General features: G+C 58.8%; 19 protein-coding genes. 8 read left to right on the top strand and 11 right to left on the bottom strand.

Features of this window, described 5'->3' with window-relative positions; genetic code table 11:
• The first annotated feature begins 18 nt into the window (after positions 1-18).
• Positions 19-1,302, top strand: a complete 1,284-nt coding sequence (glyA, locus tag QP934_RS01785) for a serine hydroxymethyltransferase (RefSeq protein ID WP_340419839.1) — start codon at positions 19-21, stop codon at positions 1,300-1,302.
• Here the strand turns inward: glyA and QP934_RS01780 are convergent.
• Positions 1,299-1,628 (bottom strand): DUF5997 family protein, encoded by a 330-nt coding sequence (locus tag QP934_RS01780; RefSeq protein ID WP_419126656.1) that lies wholly within the window; start codon positions 1,626-1,628, stop codon positions 1,299-1,301. The genes glyA and QP934_RS01780 overlap by 4 nt on opposite strands.
• A 71-nt stretch (positions 1,629-1,699) precedes the next feature.
• Here QP934_RS01780 and QP934_RS01775 point away from each other — a divergent pair, with 71 nt between their 5' ends.
• The 4 genes from QP934_RS01775 to QP934_RS01760 all read left to right on the top strand — a co-directional run bounded on the left by QP934_RS01775 (position 1,700) and on the right by QP934_RS01760 (position 5,358).
• Positions 1,700-2,374: a LysR family transcriptional regulator substrate-binding protein gene (locus QP934_RS01775; RefSeq protein WP_340419838.1), complete on the top strand. Its 675-nt coding sequence runs from the start codon at positions 1,700-1,702 to the stop codon at positions 2,372-2,374.
• Positions 2,375-2,519: 145 nt separating this feature from the next.
• Positions 2,520-3,161: a hypothetical protein gene (locus QP934_RS01770; RefSeq protein WP_340419837.1), complete on the top strand. Its 642-nt coding sequence runs from the start codon at positions 2,520-2,522 to the stop codon at positions 3,159-3,161.
• Positions 3,162-3,345: 184 nt separating this feature from the next.
• Entirely contained in the window at positions 3,346-4,710 is a 1,365-nt protein-coding gene (locus QP934_RS01765; RefSeq protein ID WP_419126644.1) for a PhoH family protein, read from the top strand.
• A 78-nt stretch (positions 4,711-4,788) separates the two neighbouring features.
• Positions 4,789-5,358 carry a GNAT family N-acetyltransferase gene (locus QP934_RS01760; RefSeq protein WP_049378460.1) on the top strand — a complete coding sequence of 190 codons (570 nt, stop codon included), beginning with the start codon at positions 4,789-4,791 and terminating at the stop codon, positions 5,356-5,358.
• A gap of 325 nt (positions 5,359-5,683) precedes the next feature.
• On the opposite strand, the gene QP934_RS01755 is transcribed toward QP934_RS01760, so the two are convergent.
• The 4 genes from QP934_RS01755 to glpX form a co-directional block, all read right to left on the bottom strand.
• Positions 5,684-7,252 carry an MDR family MFS transporter gene (locus tag QP934_RS01755; RefSeq protein ID WP_419126643.1) on the bottom strand — a complete coding sequence of 523 codons (1,569 nt, stop codon included), beginning with the start codon at positions 7,250-7,252 and terminating at the stop codon, positions 5,684-5,686.
• Complete coding sequence (locus QP934_RS01750; protein WP_049378462.1) at positions 7,246-7,869, bottom strand: TetR/AcrR family transcriptional regulator; 624 nt, start codon at positions 7,867-7,869, stop codon at positions 7,246-7,248. Before QP934_RS01750 ends, QP934_RS01755 begins: the two co-directional genes overlap by 7 nt.
• Positions 7,870-8,044: 175 nt before the next feature.
• Entirely contained in the window at positions 8,045-9,445 is a 1,401-nt protein-coding gene (locus QP934_RS01745) for a class II fumarate hydratase (RefSeq protein ID WP_005323592.1), read from the bottom strand.
• An 85-nt stretch (positions 9,446-9,530) separates the two neighbouring features.
• A complete protein-coding gene (gene glpX / locus QP934_RS01740; protein ID WP_419126642.1) occupies positions 9,531-10,544 on the bottom strand; it encodes a class II fructose-bisphosphatase in 1,014 nt (337 codons plus the stop codon).
• A 187-nt stretch (positions 10,545-10,731) separates the two neighbouring features.
• On the opposite strand from glpX, the gene QP934_RS01735 reads away from it, so the two are divergent.
• Entirely contained in the window at positions 10,732-11,301 is a 570-nt protein-coding gene (locus tag QP934_RS01735; protein WP_049378465.1) for a DUF4245 domain-containing protein, read from the top strand.
• Here the strand turns inward: QP934_RS01735 and QP934_RS01730 are convergent.
• Genes QP934_RS01730 through xseA form a run of 3 tightly spaced genes read right to left on the bottom strand, consistent with a single transcriptional unit; the run spans position 11,285 to position 13,185 of the window.
• A complete protein-coding gene (locus QP934_RS01730; RefSeq protein WP_419126641.1) occupies positions 11,285-11,653 on the bottom strand; it encodes a hypothetical protein in 369 nt (122 codons plus the stop codon). The genes QP934_RS01735 and QP934_RS01730 overlap by 17 nt on opposite strands.
• Positions 11,653-11,922, bottom strand: coding sequence for an exodeoxyribonuclease VII small subunit (locus tag QP934_RS01725; RefSeq protein ID WP_005327444.1), 270 nt, complete (start codon positions 11,920-11,922; stop codon positions 11,653-11,655). Before QP934_RS01725 ends, QP934_RS01730 begins: the two co-directional genes overlap by 1 nt.
• Before the next feature lie 21 nt (positions 11,923-11,943).
• Positions 11,944-13,185: an exodeoxyribonuclease VII large subunit gene (gene xseA, locus QP934_RS01720; RefSeq protein ID WP_419126640.1), complete on the bottom strand. Its 1,242-nt coding sequence runs from the start codon at positions 13,183-13,185 to the stop codon at positions 11,944-11,946.
• A 141-nt stretch (positions 13,186-13,326) separates the two neighbouring features.
• On the opposite strand from xseA, the gene QP934_RS01715 reads away from it, so the two are divergent.
• Complete coding sequence (locus QP934_RS01715) at positions 13,327-14,277, top strand: 4-hydroxy-3-methylbut-2-enyl diphosphate reductase (protein ID WP_049378468.1); 951 nt, start codon at positions 13,327-13,329, stop codon at positions 14,275-14,277.
• Between the two features lie 65 nt (positions 14,278-14,342).
• Here QP934_RS01715 and QP934_RS01710 read toward each other — a convergent pair whose 3' ends face one another.
• The 3 genes from QP934_RS01710 to QP934_RS01700 all read right to left on the bottom strand — a co-directional run bounded on the left by QP934_RS01710 (position 14,343) and on the right by QP934_RS01700 (position 17,785).
• The gene (locus QP934_RS01710) at positions 14,343-15,146 is read right to left on the bottom strand and encodes a DUF6542 domain-containing protein (RefSeq protein WP_419126639.1); all 804 of its coding nucleotides are present in this window, start codon (positions 15,144-15,146) and stop codon (positions 14,343-14,345) included.
• Positions 15,147-15,208: 62 nt separating this feature from the next.
• Positions 15,209-16,279, bottom strand: coding sequence for a DNA recombination protein RmuC (locus QP934_RS01705; RefSeq protein ID WP_419126638.1), 1,071 nt, complete (start codon positions 16,277-16,279; stop codon positions 15,209-15,211).
• Positions 16,280-16,315: 36 nt separating this feature from the next.
• Positions 16,316-17,785 (bottom strand): AI-2E family transporter, encoded by a 1,470-nt coding sequence (locus tag QP934_RS01700; RefSeq protein WP_419126637.1) that lies wholly within the window; start codon positions 17,783-17,785, stop codon positions 16,316-16,318.
• A gap of 47 nt (positions 17,786-17,832) precedes the next feature.
• Here QP934_RS01700 and ychF point away from each other — a divergent pair, with 47 nt between their 5' ends.
• Entirely contained in the window at positions 17,833-18,918 is a 1,086-nt protein-coding gene (ychF, locus tag QP934_RS01695) for a redox-regulated ATPase YchF (protein WP_179386300.1), read from the top strand.
• The last annotated feature ends 61 nt before the right edge of the window (positions 18,919-18,979 follow it).

Below are 18,979 nucleotides of genomic sequence, written 5' to 3'. Positions count from 1 at the left end.
GAAGGGGACCACACCTTTATGGCTTCTTTTACCTCTGACCTCCGCGACCTCGATCCGGACGTATTCGGCGCAATTCAGGGAGAGATTTCCCGCCAGCGCGAAACCCTGGAAATGATCGCCTCTGAGAACTTTGTGCCTCGCGCCGTGCTCCAGGCACAGGGCTCCGTGCTTACCAACAAGTACGCCGAGGGCTACCCGGGGCGCCGCTACTACGGTGGCTGCGAGCATGTCGACGTCGTGGAAGACTTAGCTCGCAGCCGCGCTAAGGAGCTCTTTGGTGCGGAATTCGCCAACGTTCAGCCGCACTCCGGTGCGCAGGCGAACGCAGCGGTGCTTTCCACCATCGCTGAGCCGGGCGACAAGATTTTGGGCCTGTCCCTGGCTCACGGCGGCCACCTTACCCACGGCATGAAGTTGAACTTCTCTGGCAAGCTTTATGATGTCGCTGCCTACGAGGTGGATCCAGAGACCATGCGTGTGGACATGGATAAGCTGCGCGAGCAGGCGCTGAAGGAAAAGCCGAAGGTCATTATCGGAGGCTGGTCTGCCTACCCGCGCACCATGGATTTCGCGGCCTTCCGTGAAATTGCTGATGAGGTCGGCGCTTACCTGTGGGTAGATATGGCCCACTTTGCTGGTCTCGTGGCGGCCGGCCTGCACCCGAGCCCAGTGCCTCACGCGGATATCGTGTCCACCACCGTGCATAAGACCCTGGGTGGCCCGCGCTCCGGCATGATTTTGGCCAAGCAGGATTACGCCAAGAAGATCAATTCTAACGTCTTCCCGGGCCAGCAGGGCGGACCGCTGATGCACGTGGTCGCAGCCAAGGCCATCGCCATGAAGATTGCCGCGACAGAGGAATTCAAGGAGCGCCAAGAACGCACCTTGGAGGGGGCTCGTATTCTGGCAGAGCGCCTTACCGCCGAAGATGCCAAGGCAGCTGGCGTGGACGTACTGACCGGCGGCACCGATGTGCACTTGGTCTTGGCGGACCTGCGCAATTCCGAATTGGATGGACAGCAGGCAGAGGATCTGCTGCACGAGGTAGGCATCACTGTTAACCGCAATGCCGTACCGAATGACCCGCGTCCGCCGATGGTCACCTCTGGCCTGCGCATTGGTACTTCTGCGCTGGCAACCCGCGGTCTCGATGTCGAGGCCTTCACCGAGGTTGCAGATATTATCGGTACCGCTTTGGTACAGGGCAAGAATGCCGATGTGGAGGCCCTGCGCGCTCGTGTGGACAAGATTGCCCAGCACTACCCGCTGTATGAGGGCCTCGAGGACTGGAAGCTGGTCTAGTCCTTCACCTCATGGCCACGGGCCTGCGCCATGGTTGCGCGGGCCTGCTGGAGCCATTCCGGCTGCTCTTGGAGGAGCTGATTGATTTTCGCCGTGGTCAGCGGCTTATCCATATCGTTCTTCTTGAGTGCGGTAACCGAGATGCCTAGCTTATGGGCAACCTCAGGCCGGGGATGGGGGCCTTCGCGGCGCAAGGTTTGCAGCCACTCGGGCGGGTTATGCTGCAATTCGCGCAGCTCTTCGTGGCTAATGGCACTATTTTGAAACTCGTCCGGCGCGGCGGGTAGGTAAATGCCTAGCTTCTTCGCCGCGGTTTGGGCACGCATAGCGGTGCCGGATGGTTGCTTTTGTTCTTCAGTCACGCTTTTACCGTAGCACTTTCAGTAGACTGTCCTCTATGCTGCGCTTAGCTTTTGCCACCGGTACAGAGCCTGGAAAGTGGTTCCGCCGATTCGAAGAAAATACTGCTCATGGTGGCTTGTACACCGTTGATGCGGACGATGCGCTCGCCCCGCTGGCAGCCGGCAAGGTCGACCTAGCCCTCGCACGCCTGCCGGATACGCGGGTGGACGACACTTTTCATGTCGTGCGACTTTATCAAGAGGCCCCTGGCATTGCCGTTCCCAAGGACTCGGTCTATGCGGAGGTAGGCGAGGAGCTTACGCTTGCCGACGTCGCCGATGAACACCTTAACTACCGCCTCGCCGACTCCGGGCTTGTCGATGTCCCCGCAGTCCGCAACGCCCTGCAGGTAGTGGCGGCCAATGTGGGCATCGCTATTGCGCCGCGCCCCCTGCTCAAGGTGCTGAGCAAGAAACAGGTGGTGCCACTCGGGCTAAAGGATGAGTCCGTGCCGGTAACGGAGATCGCATTGGTGTGGCGCAAGGACGATGACGGGGAAGCAATTCAGGACTTCGTGGGCGTCGCCAAGGGCCGCACCGCGCGGTCTTCGCGGCAGGAGAAGCCGAAACGCAGCGCCAGGGAGAAGACGAAGGCGAAGCAGGTGCGGAGAAACGTTAACAATTCGTTACAAAAGAAAAAGAAGGCCTCTAAGCAGCGCAAACGTAGGTAGTCCTTTACTGTTCGCTGTCCGCTTCCTGTCAGTGCGGGTGGCGTTAGCTGGGGGTTGCCATTACGGTGGGCGTTGTTCGTCATTAAGGACGATTAAACAAAAATTTAGAATTAACTTACTTTCTCGTTGAAAGGATGATGCAGTAATGCAGAAAATGACCCGTCGTATCGCAGGTGGCTTCGCAGCAGCAACCCTGTCCGTTGCTCTCGTAGCTTGCTCCGATGCTGAGGATGCAGCTGAAGACGCCAAGGACACTGCCGGCTCCGTAGCTGCAGACGCTACCGACGCTGCTGGCTCCGCTGCCGCTGAGGCCACCTCTAAGGATGACGCTGACGACGCGGACGATTCCGAGGATGCAGAAGCATCTGACTCTGAAGATGCGGACGACCAGGATGACGCTGACGACAAGGACGGCGCTACCAAGTCCATCGCTACCGCTAACGGCGACGTAGAGGTTCCGGCTGATTTCGCTTCCGCTATTGAAGAGAAGAAGGCTGAGTGGGGCGACGTAAAGAGCATCGAGCAGGGTGACGATGATGAGTTCCTCGCTAACTTCGACAACGGCAACCTGCTGACCTTCGACGACGATGAGGGCGCTCAGCCTATCGTTGGCAAGATTGCTGAAACCTGGAAGGAGCAGGGTGGCCTGGACTCTGAGGTAGGCCTGCCTAAGGCTGCTGAGGAAAAGGCTGCTCAGGGCAAGGGCTGGACCCAGCAGTTCGACGATGGCGTTATCTCTTGGATCCAGGACGAGAGCGGCAAGTTCACCTCTTCCGTAGAGAAGTAAATAGCTCTTTTAGAGCTTCTCCCTCTGCAGCTTCTGCTGCGGAGGGATTTTTCGTTTTCTTAATGTTCATCTTGCACCCATGTAATTTCAACCTTCGGTGCCTACTTTGGGTGGCAACCCCGGGGATTCGGGGTGATTCGGAAGAAGTCTGATCTACCGCACACTAAGGGAGAACCCTGCCATCATGTCTCGTCCCTCTGTACTTTCTACTCCGCTTGCCACTACTGATGACACCGTCGCTACCAAGACCTATGTAGTGGATACCTCGGTCTTGCTTTCTGACCCTTGGGCCCTGCGTAAATTTGCAGAACACGATGTGGTCCTTCCCGTTGTAGTTATTTCTGAACTGGAAGGAAAACGACATCACCCGGAGCTTGGCTGGTTCGCCCGCCAAGCTCTTCGCTTTTTGGAGGAGCTGCGCGCTACTTATGAGGCCTTAGACCAGCCGGTTCCTGTCAATGTGGATGGCGGCACCCTGCGCGTGGAATTGAACCATCAAGACCAATCCTTGCTACCTACCGCGTTCCGCGGGCCCGAGGGCGACCACCGCATCTTGGCGTGCGCTCTCAACCTTGCGCACGAGGGGAAGGATACCGTGCTCGTCACGAAGGACGTGCCACTGCGTGTGAAGGCCGGTGCGGTAGGCGTGCAGGCGGATGAGTATCACGCCCAGGACGTAGTCTTGACCGGCTATACCGGAATGGCGACGGTGCAAACCAGCTCGGATGTCATCGATACCCTCTATCGTAATGGGGAAGTCATGCTAGACGGCGTCGAAACTGAAAAGGGTACCGCGGTGGAGGAACTGCCGGTGCACTGCGGCTTGACCTTGGCGGCGGGTGCGCAATCCGCGCTGGGGCGCATGAGTGCTGATGGCGTGGTCGAGCTCGTACGTGGTGATATCAATGCCTTTGGCCTTCAGGGGCGCTCCGCAGAGCAGCGTATCGCTTTGGATTTGCTGATGGACCCAAACGTGGGAATTGTCTCCATCGGTGGCCGCGCCGGCACCGGCAAGTCGGCACTTGCGCTGTGCGCCGGTTTGGAGGCGGTGCTCGAGCGCGGGGAGCACCGGCGCATTGTGGTCTTTCGCCCGATGTATGCGGTTGGCGGGCAGTCGCTGGGATACCTACCGGGCACTGAATCGGACAAGATGAACCCGTGGGCGCAGGCGGTCTATGACACCTTGGAGGGCTTGGTGTCTGACAATGTCATGGAAGAGGTACACGAGCGTGGCCTTATCGAAGTCTTGCCGCTGACGCATATTCGCGGGCGCTCGCTGCATGATGCTTTTGTCATCGTGGATGAGGCGCAGTCCTTGGAGCGAAACGTCTTGCTTACTGTGCTTTCTCGGTTGGGGAAGGGCTCGCGAGTAGTTCTTACTCACGATGTGGCACAGCGCGATAACCTGCGTGTGGGCCGGCACGACGGAGTACAGGCAGTGATTGAAAAGCTCAAGGGACACGAGCTTTTTGCGCATATTACGCTGCAGCGTTCCGAGCGCTCTGCCATTGCGGAGCTCGTTACTGACCTGTTGGAAGGCAGCAACTAGGCCAAATTCGTTCGCGTTTGGCGATCTTTATGTGTACAGCGTGGCGAAGCTGGGCATGGCCCAGTAATAATGTTGTATATGAGCGAGAACGCTAAGCAGACGTCTTCGGACGACAAGAAGAAAGATTTCCGCATCCGCCCCTTTACCGCGGCGGATTACCCGCAGATGCGAGAGATCTATGAACAGGGGCTCAATACTGGGCACGCTACTTATGAGACCCGATCCCTGACCTTTGAGGAATTCAAAGCCGGCAAGATCATGCCTTCGGTGCATGTGGCCGTTGAAGCAGATGATGATTCTAAGGTCCTGGGGTGGGTTTCCGCAGCACCGGTATCTACCCGCACCGTATTCCACGGAGTGGTGGAGGATTCCATCTACCTAGGTGCCGAGGCACAGGGCCGCGGCATCGGCGGCGCACTTCTGGATCGTCTGATTGAGGTGTGTCAGGACCTACACAAGTGGGCTATCCACTCATGGATTTTCCCTGAAAATGCAGGTTCTGCGGGGCTGCATAAGTCGCGCGGCTTCGTGAAGGTGGGCACCTACTCGCATATGGCGAAGATGACCTACGGCGAGCTTGCGGGCCAGTGGCGCGATACCGACGTATATGAGTTGCTTTTGCCCAAGCCGGAGGAAAAGAAGCGGTAGTTTCCCAGCGCATGCAAGCCCCTGCTCGTACCACACTCGTGGTAACGATGGCAGGGGCATTTTGGGCGCTACACTGCAGGAACGTATCCGGAACTAAACCAGCTAAAGCGCGGGATCGGGGTGCCGTGCGCGCGGGCTAGGGAAACTAGATAGTCCCTTGTGCGGCACACCTCGATGGGGTCGGCTTGAATATCCAACGCCGCCTGAAGGCCGCCGGGGGCATAGCCGAGGGCGGATTCTATGGGGGCGTCGGCAAGCGGGAGTGCATCGCGCAGGGCATGCAGCTCCCGGCTAGTGGTCTATATTTCTGCAGGTGACAGTAACATTAGTCAATCGTTTCCTTCAGTCGCTCCTCGCGCAGCGGTAGGAGGAGGACGAGGGCGACGATAACCAGCGGAACCATCAGGGCGATGACCGGGGTCAGGCCGTCATTATAGGAGTTGAGGATTGCTTCCTCGATGGGCTGAGGGAAGGAGGCAACCAAATCCGGGGTGAGGCTATTGGCACCGCCGTCAGCATCGCCGAATTTCTCTGCATAGACGGCACCCTCCGGGCCCATCTTCTGGAAAGCCTCCGGCATGCGGGTGGCCATCTCATCCTTCATATTGTGGATGAACATGGAGCCAACCAGGGAAGCGCCCAGTGCAGAACCGATCTGGCGGAAGAAGTTATTCGCTGCGGTAGCTGTACCCACCTGGGACAGTGGGAAGGAGTTCTGGACGATGAGCACGAGGACCTGGATAACCATGCCCAAGCCGATGCCGAAGACCAGGAACTCGCAGCCCAGCTGCTTCAGGGAAGTCTCCACGGTTAGGTGAGACATCCAGAACAATGCACCAGCAGTAATTGCCAGGCCGATGATGGGGTAGACCTTGTAGTGACCGGTGCGGGCGATGATAAAGCCTACGCCAGTGGAGGTACCGATAAGGCCCACCATCATCGGGATCATCATGAGACCCGCCTTGGTTGGGGTCAGGGTGTGCACCATCTGCAGATAGGTTGGCATGTAGCCCAGAACGCCGAACATTGCCAGGCCAAGTACCACGCCGGAGAGGGTGGTTAGGGCCATGTTGCGGTTCTTGAACAGACGGACCGGGATGAGAGGTTCTTTAGCGCGTAGCTCCACCAGGATGGTGATGATGGCGCCAATGATGGTGATGGCACCCAAGGTGAGGATCATGGAAGAGCCCCATTCGTACTCGGTGCCACCCCAGGTGGTCATGAGGATAAGTGAAGCGGTAGTAATCGCGATGAAGGTGGCGCCGAGCCAGTCAAAGCGCTTCATATCGGCATCACCCACGCGCAAGTGCAGCACTAGGGTGCACACGATAATGGCGAGGATACCCAGCGGGATGTTCATCCACATTCCCCAGCGCCAGCCTGGGCCGTCGGTGAACCAGCCGCCGAGGACGGGGCCGAGAACCGAGGACAGGCCAAAGACGCCGCCCATGATGCCCATGAACTTGCCGCGCTCACGGGAGGAGGTCACCTCGGCGATGATGGACTGGGAGGAAATCATCATAAAACCTGCGCCAAAGCCCTGTACAGCGCGGGCGATAATCAGCAGCGCCATGGAGTTAGCAAAGCCACCGAGGGTGGAGCCCACGACGAAGATGGCGATACCGCCGATGTAGAGCCACTTGCGGCCCAGCATGTCACCCAGCTTGCCGGAGATAGGCATGGCGATGGTCATGGTGACAAGGAAGGCGGAGATGACCCAGCTCATGTGGTCGACGCCGCCGAGCTCACCAACGATGGTGGGGAGAGCGGAAGAGAAGATCATTTGGCCCAAGGAGCTCATCAGCATGGTGAGCATCAGGGCCGAGAAAATAAGCCCGAGGTTATCGGCGCGGGTTTTGCCCTGGGAAGGGGCCTCAGCAGCCGTATCTACCATCGCATTCCTTTCATAAAGTCTGTTATTAGCGTGAGGGAAGTATCGAGACGCGCGCCGAGGTCTAGGCTGCAATCTGCATCCGGGGAGGCCATCGCCAACCACAGTGCCTCACGGACGAGGCCGGCGATGAGCATCGCCTCGGTGCTGGAAGAGCAGCTGTCGAGGACGCGAAGCTCCGGTTCTTTGTTAAGGCGCTCTTCAACGAGATCGATGAGCTCAATGGATTTTGCTCGCTTCCGGCTGATTGCCGCTGCAGCTGCATCTGGATCATTGGAGATGCGCTTGCGGCGATCCCGGATGGTCGGGTTGATGTGGTGGCCTTCCATATGCTGTCTGACCAGCTGGAGGACGAGTTCTACCATGCTGGTCGTTGGCTCATTGAGGAAGAACTCCCGCATCTCTTCCGTAAACTCGGTGCTTGGAGCGCCCAAAACGGCGGATTCCTTGGAATCGAAGTAATTGAAGAAGGTGCGCCGAGAAATACCGGCTACTTCGCAGATACGCTCAATGGTAACCGCGCTGAAGGATTGTTCATCCACCAGCTTTGTGGCGGCATCCTCTATGCGCAGGCGCGTCTCGAGGCGTTTCTGCTCGCGTAGTGATAGTTCTTCTTGCACGCCATGCAACTTTACACTCGGTGCAAACTTGCACCAAGTGCAGAAGTGGTGATTTTAGAGGTGCGTTTCCTCTAATGTGTGCTATGTCATAGCGCTTGCTGACGCCCCCCCTTACCCCAGGCATGCAAAACCCCGCCCGAGTCCTGCCCGGGCGGGGAAGCGGTCCGGCGATTACTTAGAAGTTATCGCGGTCGCGGTTAGTCATGCTCAGCACGTTGAGGCGCTTATCCAGCTCTTCCTCGGTGAGGTTTTCGCCGTCGACGAAACCCAAGTCAATAACGGCTTGGCGGACGGTGATCTTCTCGTGCAGGGCGTGCTTTGCTGCCTTTGCTGCGTTCTCGTAGCCGATGGCAGAGTTGAGCGGGGTCACGATGGAGGTGGAAGACTCCGCAAAGTGCTTCATGCGCTCTTCGTTGGCCTCGATGTGATCAATGCACTTATCAGCGAAGACGCGGGAAGCATTAGCCAGCAGACGAGCGGACTCGAGTACGTTGCGCGCCATCATCGGGATGAAGACGTTGAGCTCGAAGTGGCCCTGGGCGCCGCCGAAGGCAACTGCGGCATCATTGCCCACCACCTGGCCAGCCACCATGGTGACGGCCTCCGGAATGACGGGGTTGACCTTACCCGGCATGATGGAAGAACCTGGCTGCAGGTCCTTCAGGTGAATTTCTGCCAGGCCGGTCAGGGGGCCGGATCCCATCATGCGCAGGTCATTGGCAATCTTATTGAGGGATACGGCAACCGAGCGCATGGCGCCGGAGAATTCCACCAAGCCATCGCGGGCAGCCTGTGCCTCGAAGTGGTTTTCCGCTTCCTTCAGTTCCTTTACGCCGGTGAGCTTCTTAAGTTCCTCGGTGACCTTGGCGCCGAAGTCAGCGGAGGTATTCAGGCCGGTACCGGTGGCGGTGCCGCCGATGGCCAGCTCACCCAGACGCGGCAGGGTGGCCTCGATGCGTTCGATGCCCAGCTCGATCTGACGGGCGTAGCCGCCGAATTCCTGGCCCAGGGTAACCGGGGTGGCATCCATCAGGTGGGTGCGGCCGGCCTTGACCACATCAGCGAATTCCTTGGCCTTCTTGGTCAAGGACTCGTGGAGAACCTTCAGGCCCGGGATAAGGTCATTAACGGCAGCTTCCGTAGCAGCCACGTGCGTAGCGGTGGGGAAGGTGTCATTGGAAGACTGGCCCATGTTTACGTGGTCATTCGGGTGAATTTCCACGCCATTGTTATGCGCCAAGGAGGCGATGACCTCATTGGTGTTCATATTGGACGAGGTGCCGGAACCGGTCTGGAAAACGTCGATAGGGAAGGCATCGTTATGCTTGCCCTCGGCGATTTCGGTAGCGGCGGCAATAATGGCATCGGCCTTATCGGCATCCAGCTTGCCCGAATCCTTATTTACCTGGGCGCAAGCAGCCTTGAGCAGGCCAAGAGCGCGAATCTGCGCATTTTCCAGGCCACGGCCGGAAATAGGGAAGTTGTCCACTGCGCGCTGGGTCTGTGCACGCCACAGGGCATCTGCGGGAACCTTTACTTCGCCCATTGTGTCATGTTCAATGCGGTATTCAGTCATGTGAAGATCACCTCAGTTAATTGGGGAGTGTGTGCTATCCAGTATGGCGGAGAACTACCAAGAGGGCCGCCTTCGGGGGTGAACCCTAGTTTTTGGTCGGGGCGGTGTAATCCACTACGGAATACTCCTGCAGCTTAGATAGCTTATGGATGGAGTCGATGTAGCGGATGGTGCCGGACTTGGAACGCATAACCAGGGAGCGGGTAGTAGCGCCGGAATTGCGGTAGGAAACACCGCGCAGCATGTCACCATTGGTCACGCCGGTGGCAGCGAAGTAGCAGTTTTCGGAGGAGACCAAGTCAGTGGTCTTGAGAACACGGTCCAAATCATGGCCAGCTGCACGGGCCTTTTCTGCTTCCTCTTCATCCTTCGGCCACAGCTTGCCCTGGATTTCGCCGCCCATGCAGCGCATAGCGCAGGCGGTGATGATGCCTTCTGGAGTGCCGCCGATGCCCATCATCATGTCGATGGAGTTCGAATCCTGGCAGGTGGCGATGGCGCCGGCTACGTCGCCATCCATGATGAGGCGTACCTTGGCCCCAGCGGCGCGAATTTCAGAGATGAGCTGCTCGTGGCGCGGGCGGTCAAGGACCACCACGGTCAGATCTTCGGGGCGAATATTCTTCGCTTTGGCCACGGAGTTGATGTTCCACTCCACGGACTCGTTGATGTCGATAGCGCCGACTGCTTCTGGGCCAACAGCAATCTTTTCCATGTAGAAGACTGCGGAAGGGTCATACATGGTTCCGCGCTCTGCGGCTGCGATGACGGAGATAGCGTTGGGGCGGCCTTCTGCCATCAAACGGGTACCGTCGACTGGGTCTACGGCGATATCCATGGCGGCACCCTCGCCGGTGCCTACCTCTTCGCCGTTAAAGAGCATGGGGGCCTCATCCTTTTCGCCCTCACCAATGACAACGACGCCGTTCATCGCTACGGAATTGATGAGCTTGCGCATGGCGTCGACCGCCGCGCCATCGCCCTCATTCTTCTGGCCGCGGCCTACCCAACGGCCGGAAGCGAGTGCTGCTGCCTCGGTGACACGAACCAGTTCCATTGCCAGGTTGCGGTCAGGAAGATAAGACGTATTTTCGGACATGTGTAGTGGTTGCCTTCCATAGTTTTCTCATCGAGGGGTGTTCCCCTTGATGCTCTACCTTTCCATTCTCGCACTTTTTTGCTCTAATGGGTTCGATTTTGCGCCCCATTTGTGGGGGTTGACAGATCTTTTTTGGGAAAAGGGGCCGTGTGGCTTTTTGAAAGCTGGCCGTGCGATACTAAGGCGCGTGGCTGCAGAAGAAAGACCAAAGATTTTTGAAGGCGCGAAGGACATCTCCCTGTCCCTCGCTGTCGTGGTGATTATGATGCTGCTCGCCGTGGGAGCGACCGGCCTGTGTTCAATTAACTCCGAAACCCAGCAGGGAGCGGTGCAGGAAGTGGATGAACAAACCTTCCTAGACACCCAAGCCCGCGCAGGGGTCGGTGCAATTCGCAATCCCGAAATGCCAGAGGGTTGGGAGGCCAATGCTGCCCGCCGTGTAGATATGGGCGGCGAGAACGCCACCGTGGTCAGTTGGGTGACCGCTGACCAAGGGTTTGTGGAGTCTACTCAAACGCAGGTCGCGGCCGATAAGGCAGGCGAGACGTACGACGCCAACTACCGCGGCATTGAATCCGCCCGCGAGGTCAAGGGGCACCAAGTGCGGGTGCTAGAAAGCGACGATGATTCCGTGCGCCGCCTGTGGGTTACGGATTTGGGCGATGCCCGCCTCATCATTTCCGGCGCCGCGGACGACAGTGACTTTGAGGCTGCTACCGCTGCGTTTATCGACGCCGCACCTATAGCCGAAAAATAACCTCGCCCAAGCCTTCTTCCGCGGCGGTAGCGCTAAGACCGTCGCCGGCCTGGGCAATAACCTCCGCCAAAGCCTCCGCGTCTAGGCCGCTGAGGCGTGTCTTTCCGGCAAAGACATCGATGCGCTCACGCTGCGAGCGCTGCGGATAAATAGCAATCTCGCGTACTTTGTCGTCCGTAAAGCGCAGCACCACGGATCGGGAGAAGTAGCTCACCTCATTATCGTCGCGGGTGTGTGCAGGACCGAAGAATTCTTCTACGAAATCTCGGGAATCGCCCGCCATGATGGAACCGGCGGCCGCGGATTTCGACACAAAATCCACGCGCTCGCCTGGATAACCATAGATGTGCACTACTCGTCTCCTTCAGCGTCTGCGTCCTCGGCCTTATCGAGCGCGTCTTCCACACGCTTCGCCGCGCCGTCGAGGTGCGCCTCGCACGCACGCGCAAGGGCCTCGCCGCGCTCCCAATATTTTAGTGACTCATCCAAGCCCATCTGCCCAAGCTCGAGAATCTTCACGGTCTCAATAAGCTCATCGCGGGCTTGCTCATAGCTCAATTCTTCTACTGGGGTAAAAGCATCCTGGCCTGGCTGGCCGGTACCAATGGTGTCATCGGACATGATTTTCTCCTCGGTTGTTGATTAATCGGCGGCCTGGGAGGCCATAGAAACTGCGGTAATAGAGCCATCGCCCACTCGAATGCGCAGTTGAGCGCCAGGCGGGGATTGCTTATAAGAGGTGACAACCTCGGGTCCGGAACCGTCCTTGGGCACTACCTGGACAATGGAGTATCCGCGGGCGAGAGTCGCCGACGGTCCCAACGCCGATACGCGGGCGCGCAGCGATTCCACGTGGCGGGTTTCCCGCTCCACCATGACTTCAATTTCTCGCCGCATGGTGGCGCGGGTTCGCTCCACCTCCTCGCGGCGCGCACGGATAGGGGTCATCGGGTCTGCCATGACAGGCCGGGAACGAATATTATCGAGGCCGCGACGTTCCCTTTCCACCCAGCCGCGCAGCGCGGCCGCCATGCGAGAGCGAGCCTCTGCGACGATGGCGCGTTCCTCGGCCACAGAGGGCACGACGCGTTTTGCGGCGTCGGTAGGCGTGGCGGCGCGCAGGTCGGCGACGTTATCGAGCACTGGGCTATCCGGCTCGTGGCCAATGGCAGAGACTACCGGGGTGCCGGCCGCTGCCACTGCGCGCTGCAGTGCTTCTTCCGAGAAGGGCAGCAGATCTTCCACGGAGCCGCCGCCACGGGCGATGATGATGACGTCCACCTCGGGATCCGCATCAAGCCGCTGGAGCGCATCAATAACCTCAGGTACGGTATTCGCACCCTGAACCGCGGTATTGAGGACGCGGAATTGCACCGCCGGCCAGCGGTCATGGGCTACCGCCATTACATCCCGCTCTGCAGCAGAACCACGGCCGGTAATCAGCCCAATTTTGTGCGGCAGGTAGGGGAGAGGTCGCTTGCGTGCGGGATCGAAAAGGCCTTCAGCAGCTAGCTGTTGGCGCAGCTTTTCAATGCGAGCAAGCAGATCGCCAATGCCCACATGACGAATTTCGGTGGTCCACAGTGAAAAGGATCCGCGTCCAGCGTAAAAGGCGGGCTTAGCGTGGACAATGACGCGATCGCCGTCTTTCAGCGGTGCTGACAATGACTGCAACATCGATGAGGGGCAAGTCAATTGCACGGACTTTTCCTGCTGTACGTCACGCAGAGTGAGGTAGGACAGCTTCCAGGTGGGCTTGAAGTTAATTTGGGTCAACTGACCCTCTACCCACAGGTAACCCAGGCGCTCGATCCAGCCCTTGACTTGGTCATTGACCTTGCCAACGGGCCAGGGAGTATCCGGAGTATTTGCCGGTTGATTCACACAGCCTCCCTTTCTTCAGTCTGCCGTGTTCTTCCGTCTAGTTTAGGGGCCAGCGTGGTCTATTGCCCCGCTCGGGGTAGCCAGAAAGGTGACGTTAGGTCCCACTATTGTTTTGCGTAGTGTTTCGATACTCTGGGAGCCATGACTGATGGTAAAAATGTTCTCCTCGCGGCCCCGCGCGGATACTGCGCAGGCGTGGACCGCGCGGTCGAGACCGTAGAAAAGGCGCTGGAAAAGTACGGCGCGCCCATTTATGTACGCAAACAAATCGTGCACAACCGTTACGTCGTAGAATCTCTGGCAGACCGCGGCGTCATCTTCGTCGACGAGGCCTCTGAGGCACCAGAAGGCGCCCACCTAGTCTTCTCCGCCCATGGTATTTCCCCTGCCGTGCGCGCAGAAGCAACGCAGCGCAAGCAGCTTACTTTGGACGCCACCTGCCCATTGGTTACCAAGGTGCACAAGGAAGCCCAGCGCTTCCAGCGCGATGGCTACCATATCCTCTTGGTTGGCCACGAAGGCCACGAAGAAGTAGAAGGCACTGCCGGCGAGGCACCTGAGGTCACCCACCTCGTGGATGGCATCGGGGGCGTCGCCAAGCTGCCAGAGTTCCTGCAGGATGAGAAGCTTATCTGGCTGTCCCAAACCACGCTATCGGTGGATGAGACCATCACCATCGTCAATAAGCTGCGCGAGCGCTTCCCGCACTTGGAGAACCCGCCTTCAGACGATATTTGCTACGCCACCCAAAACCGCCAAGAATCCGTCAAGGCCATCGCCCCACAGTGTGACCTGATGATTGTGGTGGGCTCTAAGAACTCTTCTAACTCGGTGCGCTTGGTTGAGGTGGCGCTTGAGGCAGGCGCCAAGACTTCCCACCTCGTGGATTTTGCCAAGGAAATCGACGAATCTTGGTTGGAAGGCGTCCAGACAGTCGGCGTAACCTGCGGTGCTTCGGTACCTGAGTTGCTGGTACGCGAAGTACTGGAGTTCCTGGACGAGCGCGGTTATAGCGACGTAGAACAGGTAACGACCTCTACCGAGACGATTACCTTCGCCCTACCGCGCGACCTGCGCCCAGCACGCACCTAAGTAGCGTTTGCCTATACGGCAGCTAAAACGGAAGAAAGGCCCAGAAACGGGCCTTTCTTTTTGCTTTAGTCCTCGTCGTAGAGGTTATCGTCCCAACCTTGCTTGGGCTGTTCCTTCTGCTGCTGAGATGCCGGAACGGAATCGCCAGCGCGCCGGGCTGGATCCGGGCGCAGTGGATTGTCGCGTTCCTCTTGTTGCATTCGGCGACGCTCTTCACGGTCGCGACCACGGAGGCGATCCTTGGGCGCGGGGCGTGACTTCTTCAACGTGTGCGAGGCGCGGGCGCGCTGCGGAGCGGCTTGAGACTGCTTGAAGTTCCTTGCCGGTTTATCGCGCGCCATCAAGTCTGCAACCGATAGGCGCTCCTCGCGGTTGCGCCGGTCTTGTTTGGCGTCGGCACGGCGGGAAGCGGTTTCCATTTCGGCGGTGCGCTTGGCCGTCTTGCGGAAGCGTACCCAGCGCAGCCAGGCGATGATTGCCGCGCCCACCAGGGCAATGAGGAGCCACAGGAACCTCTGGACAAGGGGGAAAGCCGCGGTGATGGTCGCCGTCTTGGAAAAAGCCGATGCGCCCTCTGGCAAGTTGGCCTTGGTGATAAAGAAACCGGCCACGACCACCGTTATGGCATACACAATGGGGATAGAAGCCACGGTGAGGAAAAGACCCCGCTCTTCTACGATGAGCGCCACCAGCAGTGAGCCGATGACAAGGAACGCGAGGTAGGCCCACCCGATGGAACCCATCAGAATGGAAATAAACGCGCCGGTGAGCAAGAGTGCCGCGAGCAGCCCAAGGCCCTTGCCCAGCGGGATGCTGGGGAGACCGGAGCTTTGGGCGGCGGAGGACTTTCTTTGCTTGGCTTGTGACACGTCGGAAGATCCTACCGGTTGCCGCCGGCCCATGGCTATTTCCACGCACGAAAGCGGCGGATTTATAGTGCCGAATTTCCGCGAGGCCACGTATCAATAGGCAAGGGCTCCCGCGGGGTGCGATCCGTGCGGCCCGGGATATCCATCTCATGCAATTTGCGGGCGGTGACGCCCACGCGGGAATCGAGCGAGGAAAGCGTGGCGTTATAAGCTTCGACTGCCTTTTCCAGGTTATGGCCCACCTTTCCGTAGTGATCAGAAAGCGTATTCAGGCGCGTATACAGTTCGCGCCCCAAGCGCTGGACCTCCTTTGCCTTGGCGGAAATATCTTCCTGGTGCCACCCCATGGCCACCGTGCGCAAGAGCGCAAAAAGCGAGCTGGGGGTGGCGATCACTACATTGCGTTCAAAGGCGTACTCGATAAGTTCTGGGTCCACCGATAATGCAGCATCAAGGAAGGGGTCTGCGGGAACGAAGAGGATGACAAACTCGGGCGTTGGTTGAAAGGCCTCAATATAGTCCTTCTGCGATAGTGCTTGGACGTGGCCGCGCATTAAATGCGCGTGGCGGCGGAGGAAGCCGGCGTGCTCTTCCGGGTCATCGGTTTCTAGGGCGTCAAGGTAAGAGGTAAAAGGAACCTTGGCATCGACGATGATGTGGCGGCCACCGGCTAAATTGATGAGCATGTCAGGGCGGACGACGCGCCCGCCCAATGGGGCGGAGACTTGGCAATCAAAGTCCACGTGTTTGGTCATACCGCCGAGCTCAACCACGCGCTCCAATTGCACCTCGCCCCAACGGCCACGCACATTGGGTGAGCGCAAAGCGGTCACTAGTTTGTCGGTGCGTTCGGTCAAGCGGGAGGAGGTGCGGGTCACCGCTTGCACCTGGCTGGAGAGGGAGGCGAGCAGCGCGGTGCGGTCTTCCTCAATTTCTTGGAGCTGAAATCCCAAGCGGTCCATGGCCTTTTCTAGCGGTTGGAGCTCGGCTTGGCGACGCTGCGAGTCTTGCAGCGCGCGGTGCTCGGCGCTCGGCGCGGAGCGCGTAGCGGAGTAATAATGGGCTAACCAGCCCATTACCGCGCCGAGGATGAGGCCGATAAAAAGTAGCAGCACGGGCAAAGTGGAAGTCATGGCTTCCAGCATGGCACGCGCCGCCGACGCGACTCACTATTTTTTCGAATCTCCGTTCAACAGGCCTTCGAAGGCATCGCGGGCGCGGCGCAGGTTTGTGCGCATGCCGGGCTTTTCATGCTCCTTGGGGGTGGATTCCACATTGAGGGCAGCGTCGAGGGAAGTGGAATCGCCGTCCGCGGAGACGTCGGCAAACGCGCCTTCTGGGGCTGCATAGTCCGGCATCTTGAGCCATGCCTCGCGCTTATAACGCCCTTGGTCTTCGGTGTAGCGGCCGATGAGATAACCAGCTACGGTAGAAAAGTCCAGATCCGCGGCGGTTTTTTCGCCCGACTGCAGCTTCATCATGTCTTGGCCGTAGCGGTAGGCCACCGCAAACATCGCGGCCGCCGGAACCGCGAGGAAGCCACCTATCAGGCCAAAGAGAGCTGAGCCTACCGTTACGGAAACCAGGACGATGACCGGGTGCAGGTCCATGGCCTTGGACTGCAGCCAGGGCGAGAGAACATTGCCTTCCAACTGCTGGACCAGCAACACCAAGCCTAGGACGAGAAGAGCCTTGGTTACGCCAAGGGAGACCAACGCGATGGTGACGGAGAGAGCGCCGGCCACGATCGCGCCGACGAAAGGGATGAAGCCCGCGATAAAGGTGATGATCGCCAAAGCCATGGCCAGCGGAACGCCGATAAGCGCGAGGCCGACGCCGATAAAGACGGCGTCGACAAGCGAGACAACCGCCTGCGCGCGAATGAAGCCGCCCAGCGTATTCCAGGCGCGAGTAAGTAGCTCAGTGAGGTGCCAGCCGGCGCGCTTGCCCGTGGCATCGCGCAGCCAGGGAAGGAACTTAGCGCCGTCCTTCAGAAAGAAGAAGGTCAGCACCAACACGATGAAGAGCGTGACCAAGATGGAGGTGGCGGTGCCGATGCCGGTAAAGACCGATCCGGCGATGGCACCGGCGCGCTGCTGCAGCCAGGACGCCGCCTCATCGATATAGCTACTCATGTCATCGCTATCGAGGTTAAGTGGTGGACCCTGGGCCCAGAGCTGCAGGCTTTGGATGCCGGAGACCGTCTGCAAATACAGTGACCGGGATTGCCGCATGAAATCTGGGGCAACAAACGCAATGAGGCCGCCAACAGCCGTGAAAGAAACCAAAATGGTTACGGCGGCCGCCAACGCGGCGGGCAGGCCAATATTGCGCAGCTTCTTCGCCACCGGCGCCAGAACGGTGCAAATAATAAGGGCCAAAAGCACCGGCAAAAGCCCCTGCCAGAAGTTACCTAGCAAACGGTAGAGGGCGTAGAGGAAAACGCAGATGATGAGCAGCCGAACGGCCCATAGGGAGGCGGACTTAACCACCTCGCCGGCGATGACGGAGCGGTCTACCTGATCACCCGGTGGATGTGGGGATACATCTTCCAGCTTGCTGGTGTCGAAGCTTTCATCAAACTTATCGCCCAAGCCCGCTTGAGGGTCATCGGGCAGCGGTTGGCTATCAGAATTCACCCCACCATCTTGCCTTAAAAGAAGGCGGGTGCGTTAGGATTGGCCCCGTGAGTCTTACACTAGGAATCGTCGGCCTGCCCAATGTGGGCAAGTCCACTTTGTTTAATGCCCTGACCCGTTCCGAGATCCTGGCGGCGAACTACCCGTTTGCCACCATCGAGCCCAACGTGGGCCTGGTGGAACTGCCGGATTCCCGCTTGACCCAACTGGCGGAGATGTTTAACTCTGAGCGCATCCTTCCTGCCACCGTGTCCTTCGTGGACATCGCCGGCATCGTCTCCGGCGCTTCGCAGGGTGAAGGTATGGGCAACGCCTTCCTAGCCAATATCCGTGAGGCAGACGCCATTTGCCAGGTAGTACGCGCCTTCTCTGATGACAATGTCATTCACGTCGATGGCAAGGTGGACCCGCGCAATGATATCTCCGTTATTAATACCGAGCTCATTCTTGCGGATCTCCAGACCATCGAAAAGGCCCTGCCGCGCCTGGAAAAGGATGCGCGCAAGAATAAGGATTTGGCCGCCGAGGTGGAAGCAACCAAGAAGGCCCAGGAGATTCTGGAAGATGATCGCACCCTCTTCGCCGCGGCGAAGGAGGGCGAGATTGACCTCGCCCTCGTGCGCGATCTGCATCTGATGACGGCTAAGCCCTTCCTCTATGTCTTCAATTCGGATGAAGCAGTGCTTACCGACGACGCTAAGAAGGAAGAACTCCGCCAGCTCGTCGCCCCGGCTGAGGCCGTATTCCTCGATGCGCAGACCGAAACCGAGCTGCTCGAGTTGGAAGAAGACGAAGCCCGCGAGTTGCTCGAGGCCGTAGGCCAAGATGAGCCGGGCCTAGCCACCCTGGCTAAGGCAGGTTTTGCCACCTTGGGTCTGCAGACCTACCTCACCGCCGGGGAGAAGGAGGCCCGTGCGTGGACCATTAAGCAGGGCTCTGCCGCACCGCAGGCAGCTGGAGTCATCCACACCGATTTTGAAAAGAAGTTCATTAAGGCCGAGATCGTTTCCTTCGATGACCTTGTAGCCGCTGGCTCCATGGCTGAGGCCCGTGCGCATGGCAAGGTCCGCCAAGAGGGTAAGGACTACATCATGCAGGACGGCGATGTGTGCGACTTTAAGATCGGCGGCTAATTCCAGCCGGTCTGAGCTTGGTTTTGGCTGCGGGCGAGGGGCTTGTCCGTAGAAGCGAAAA

Source organism: Corynebacterium sp. MSK122 (genome assembly GCF_030229435.2).
Taxonomy (GTDB): domain Bacteria; phylum Actinomycetota; class Actinomycetes; order Mycobacteriales; family Mycobacteriaceae; genus Corynebacterium; species Corynebacterium marquesiae.
Note: the sequence above shows the minus strand (reverse complement) of the source record. Positions and strands in the feature narration are given on the sequence as shown.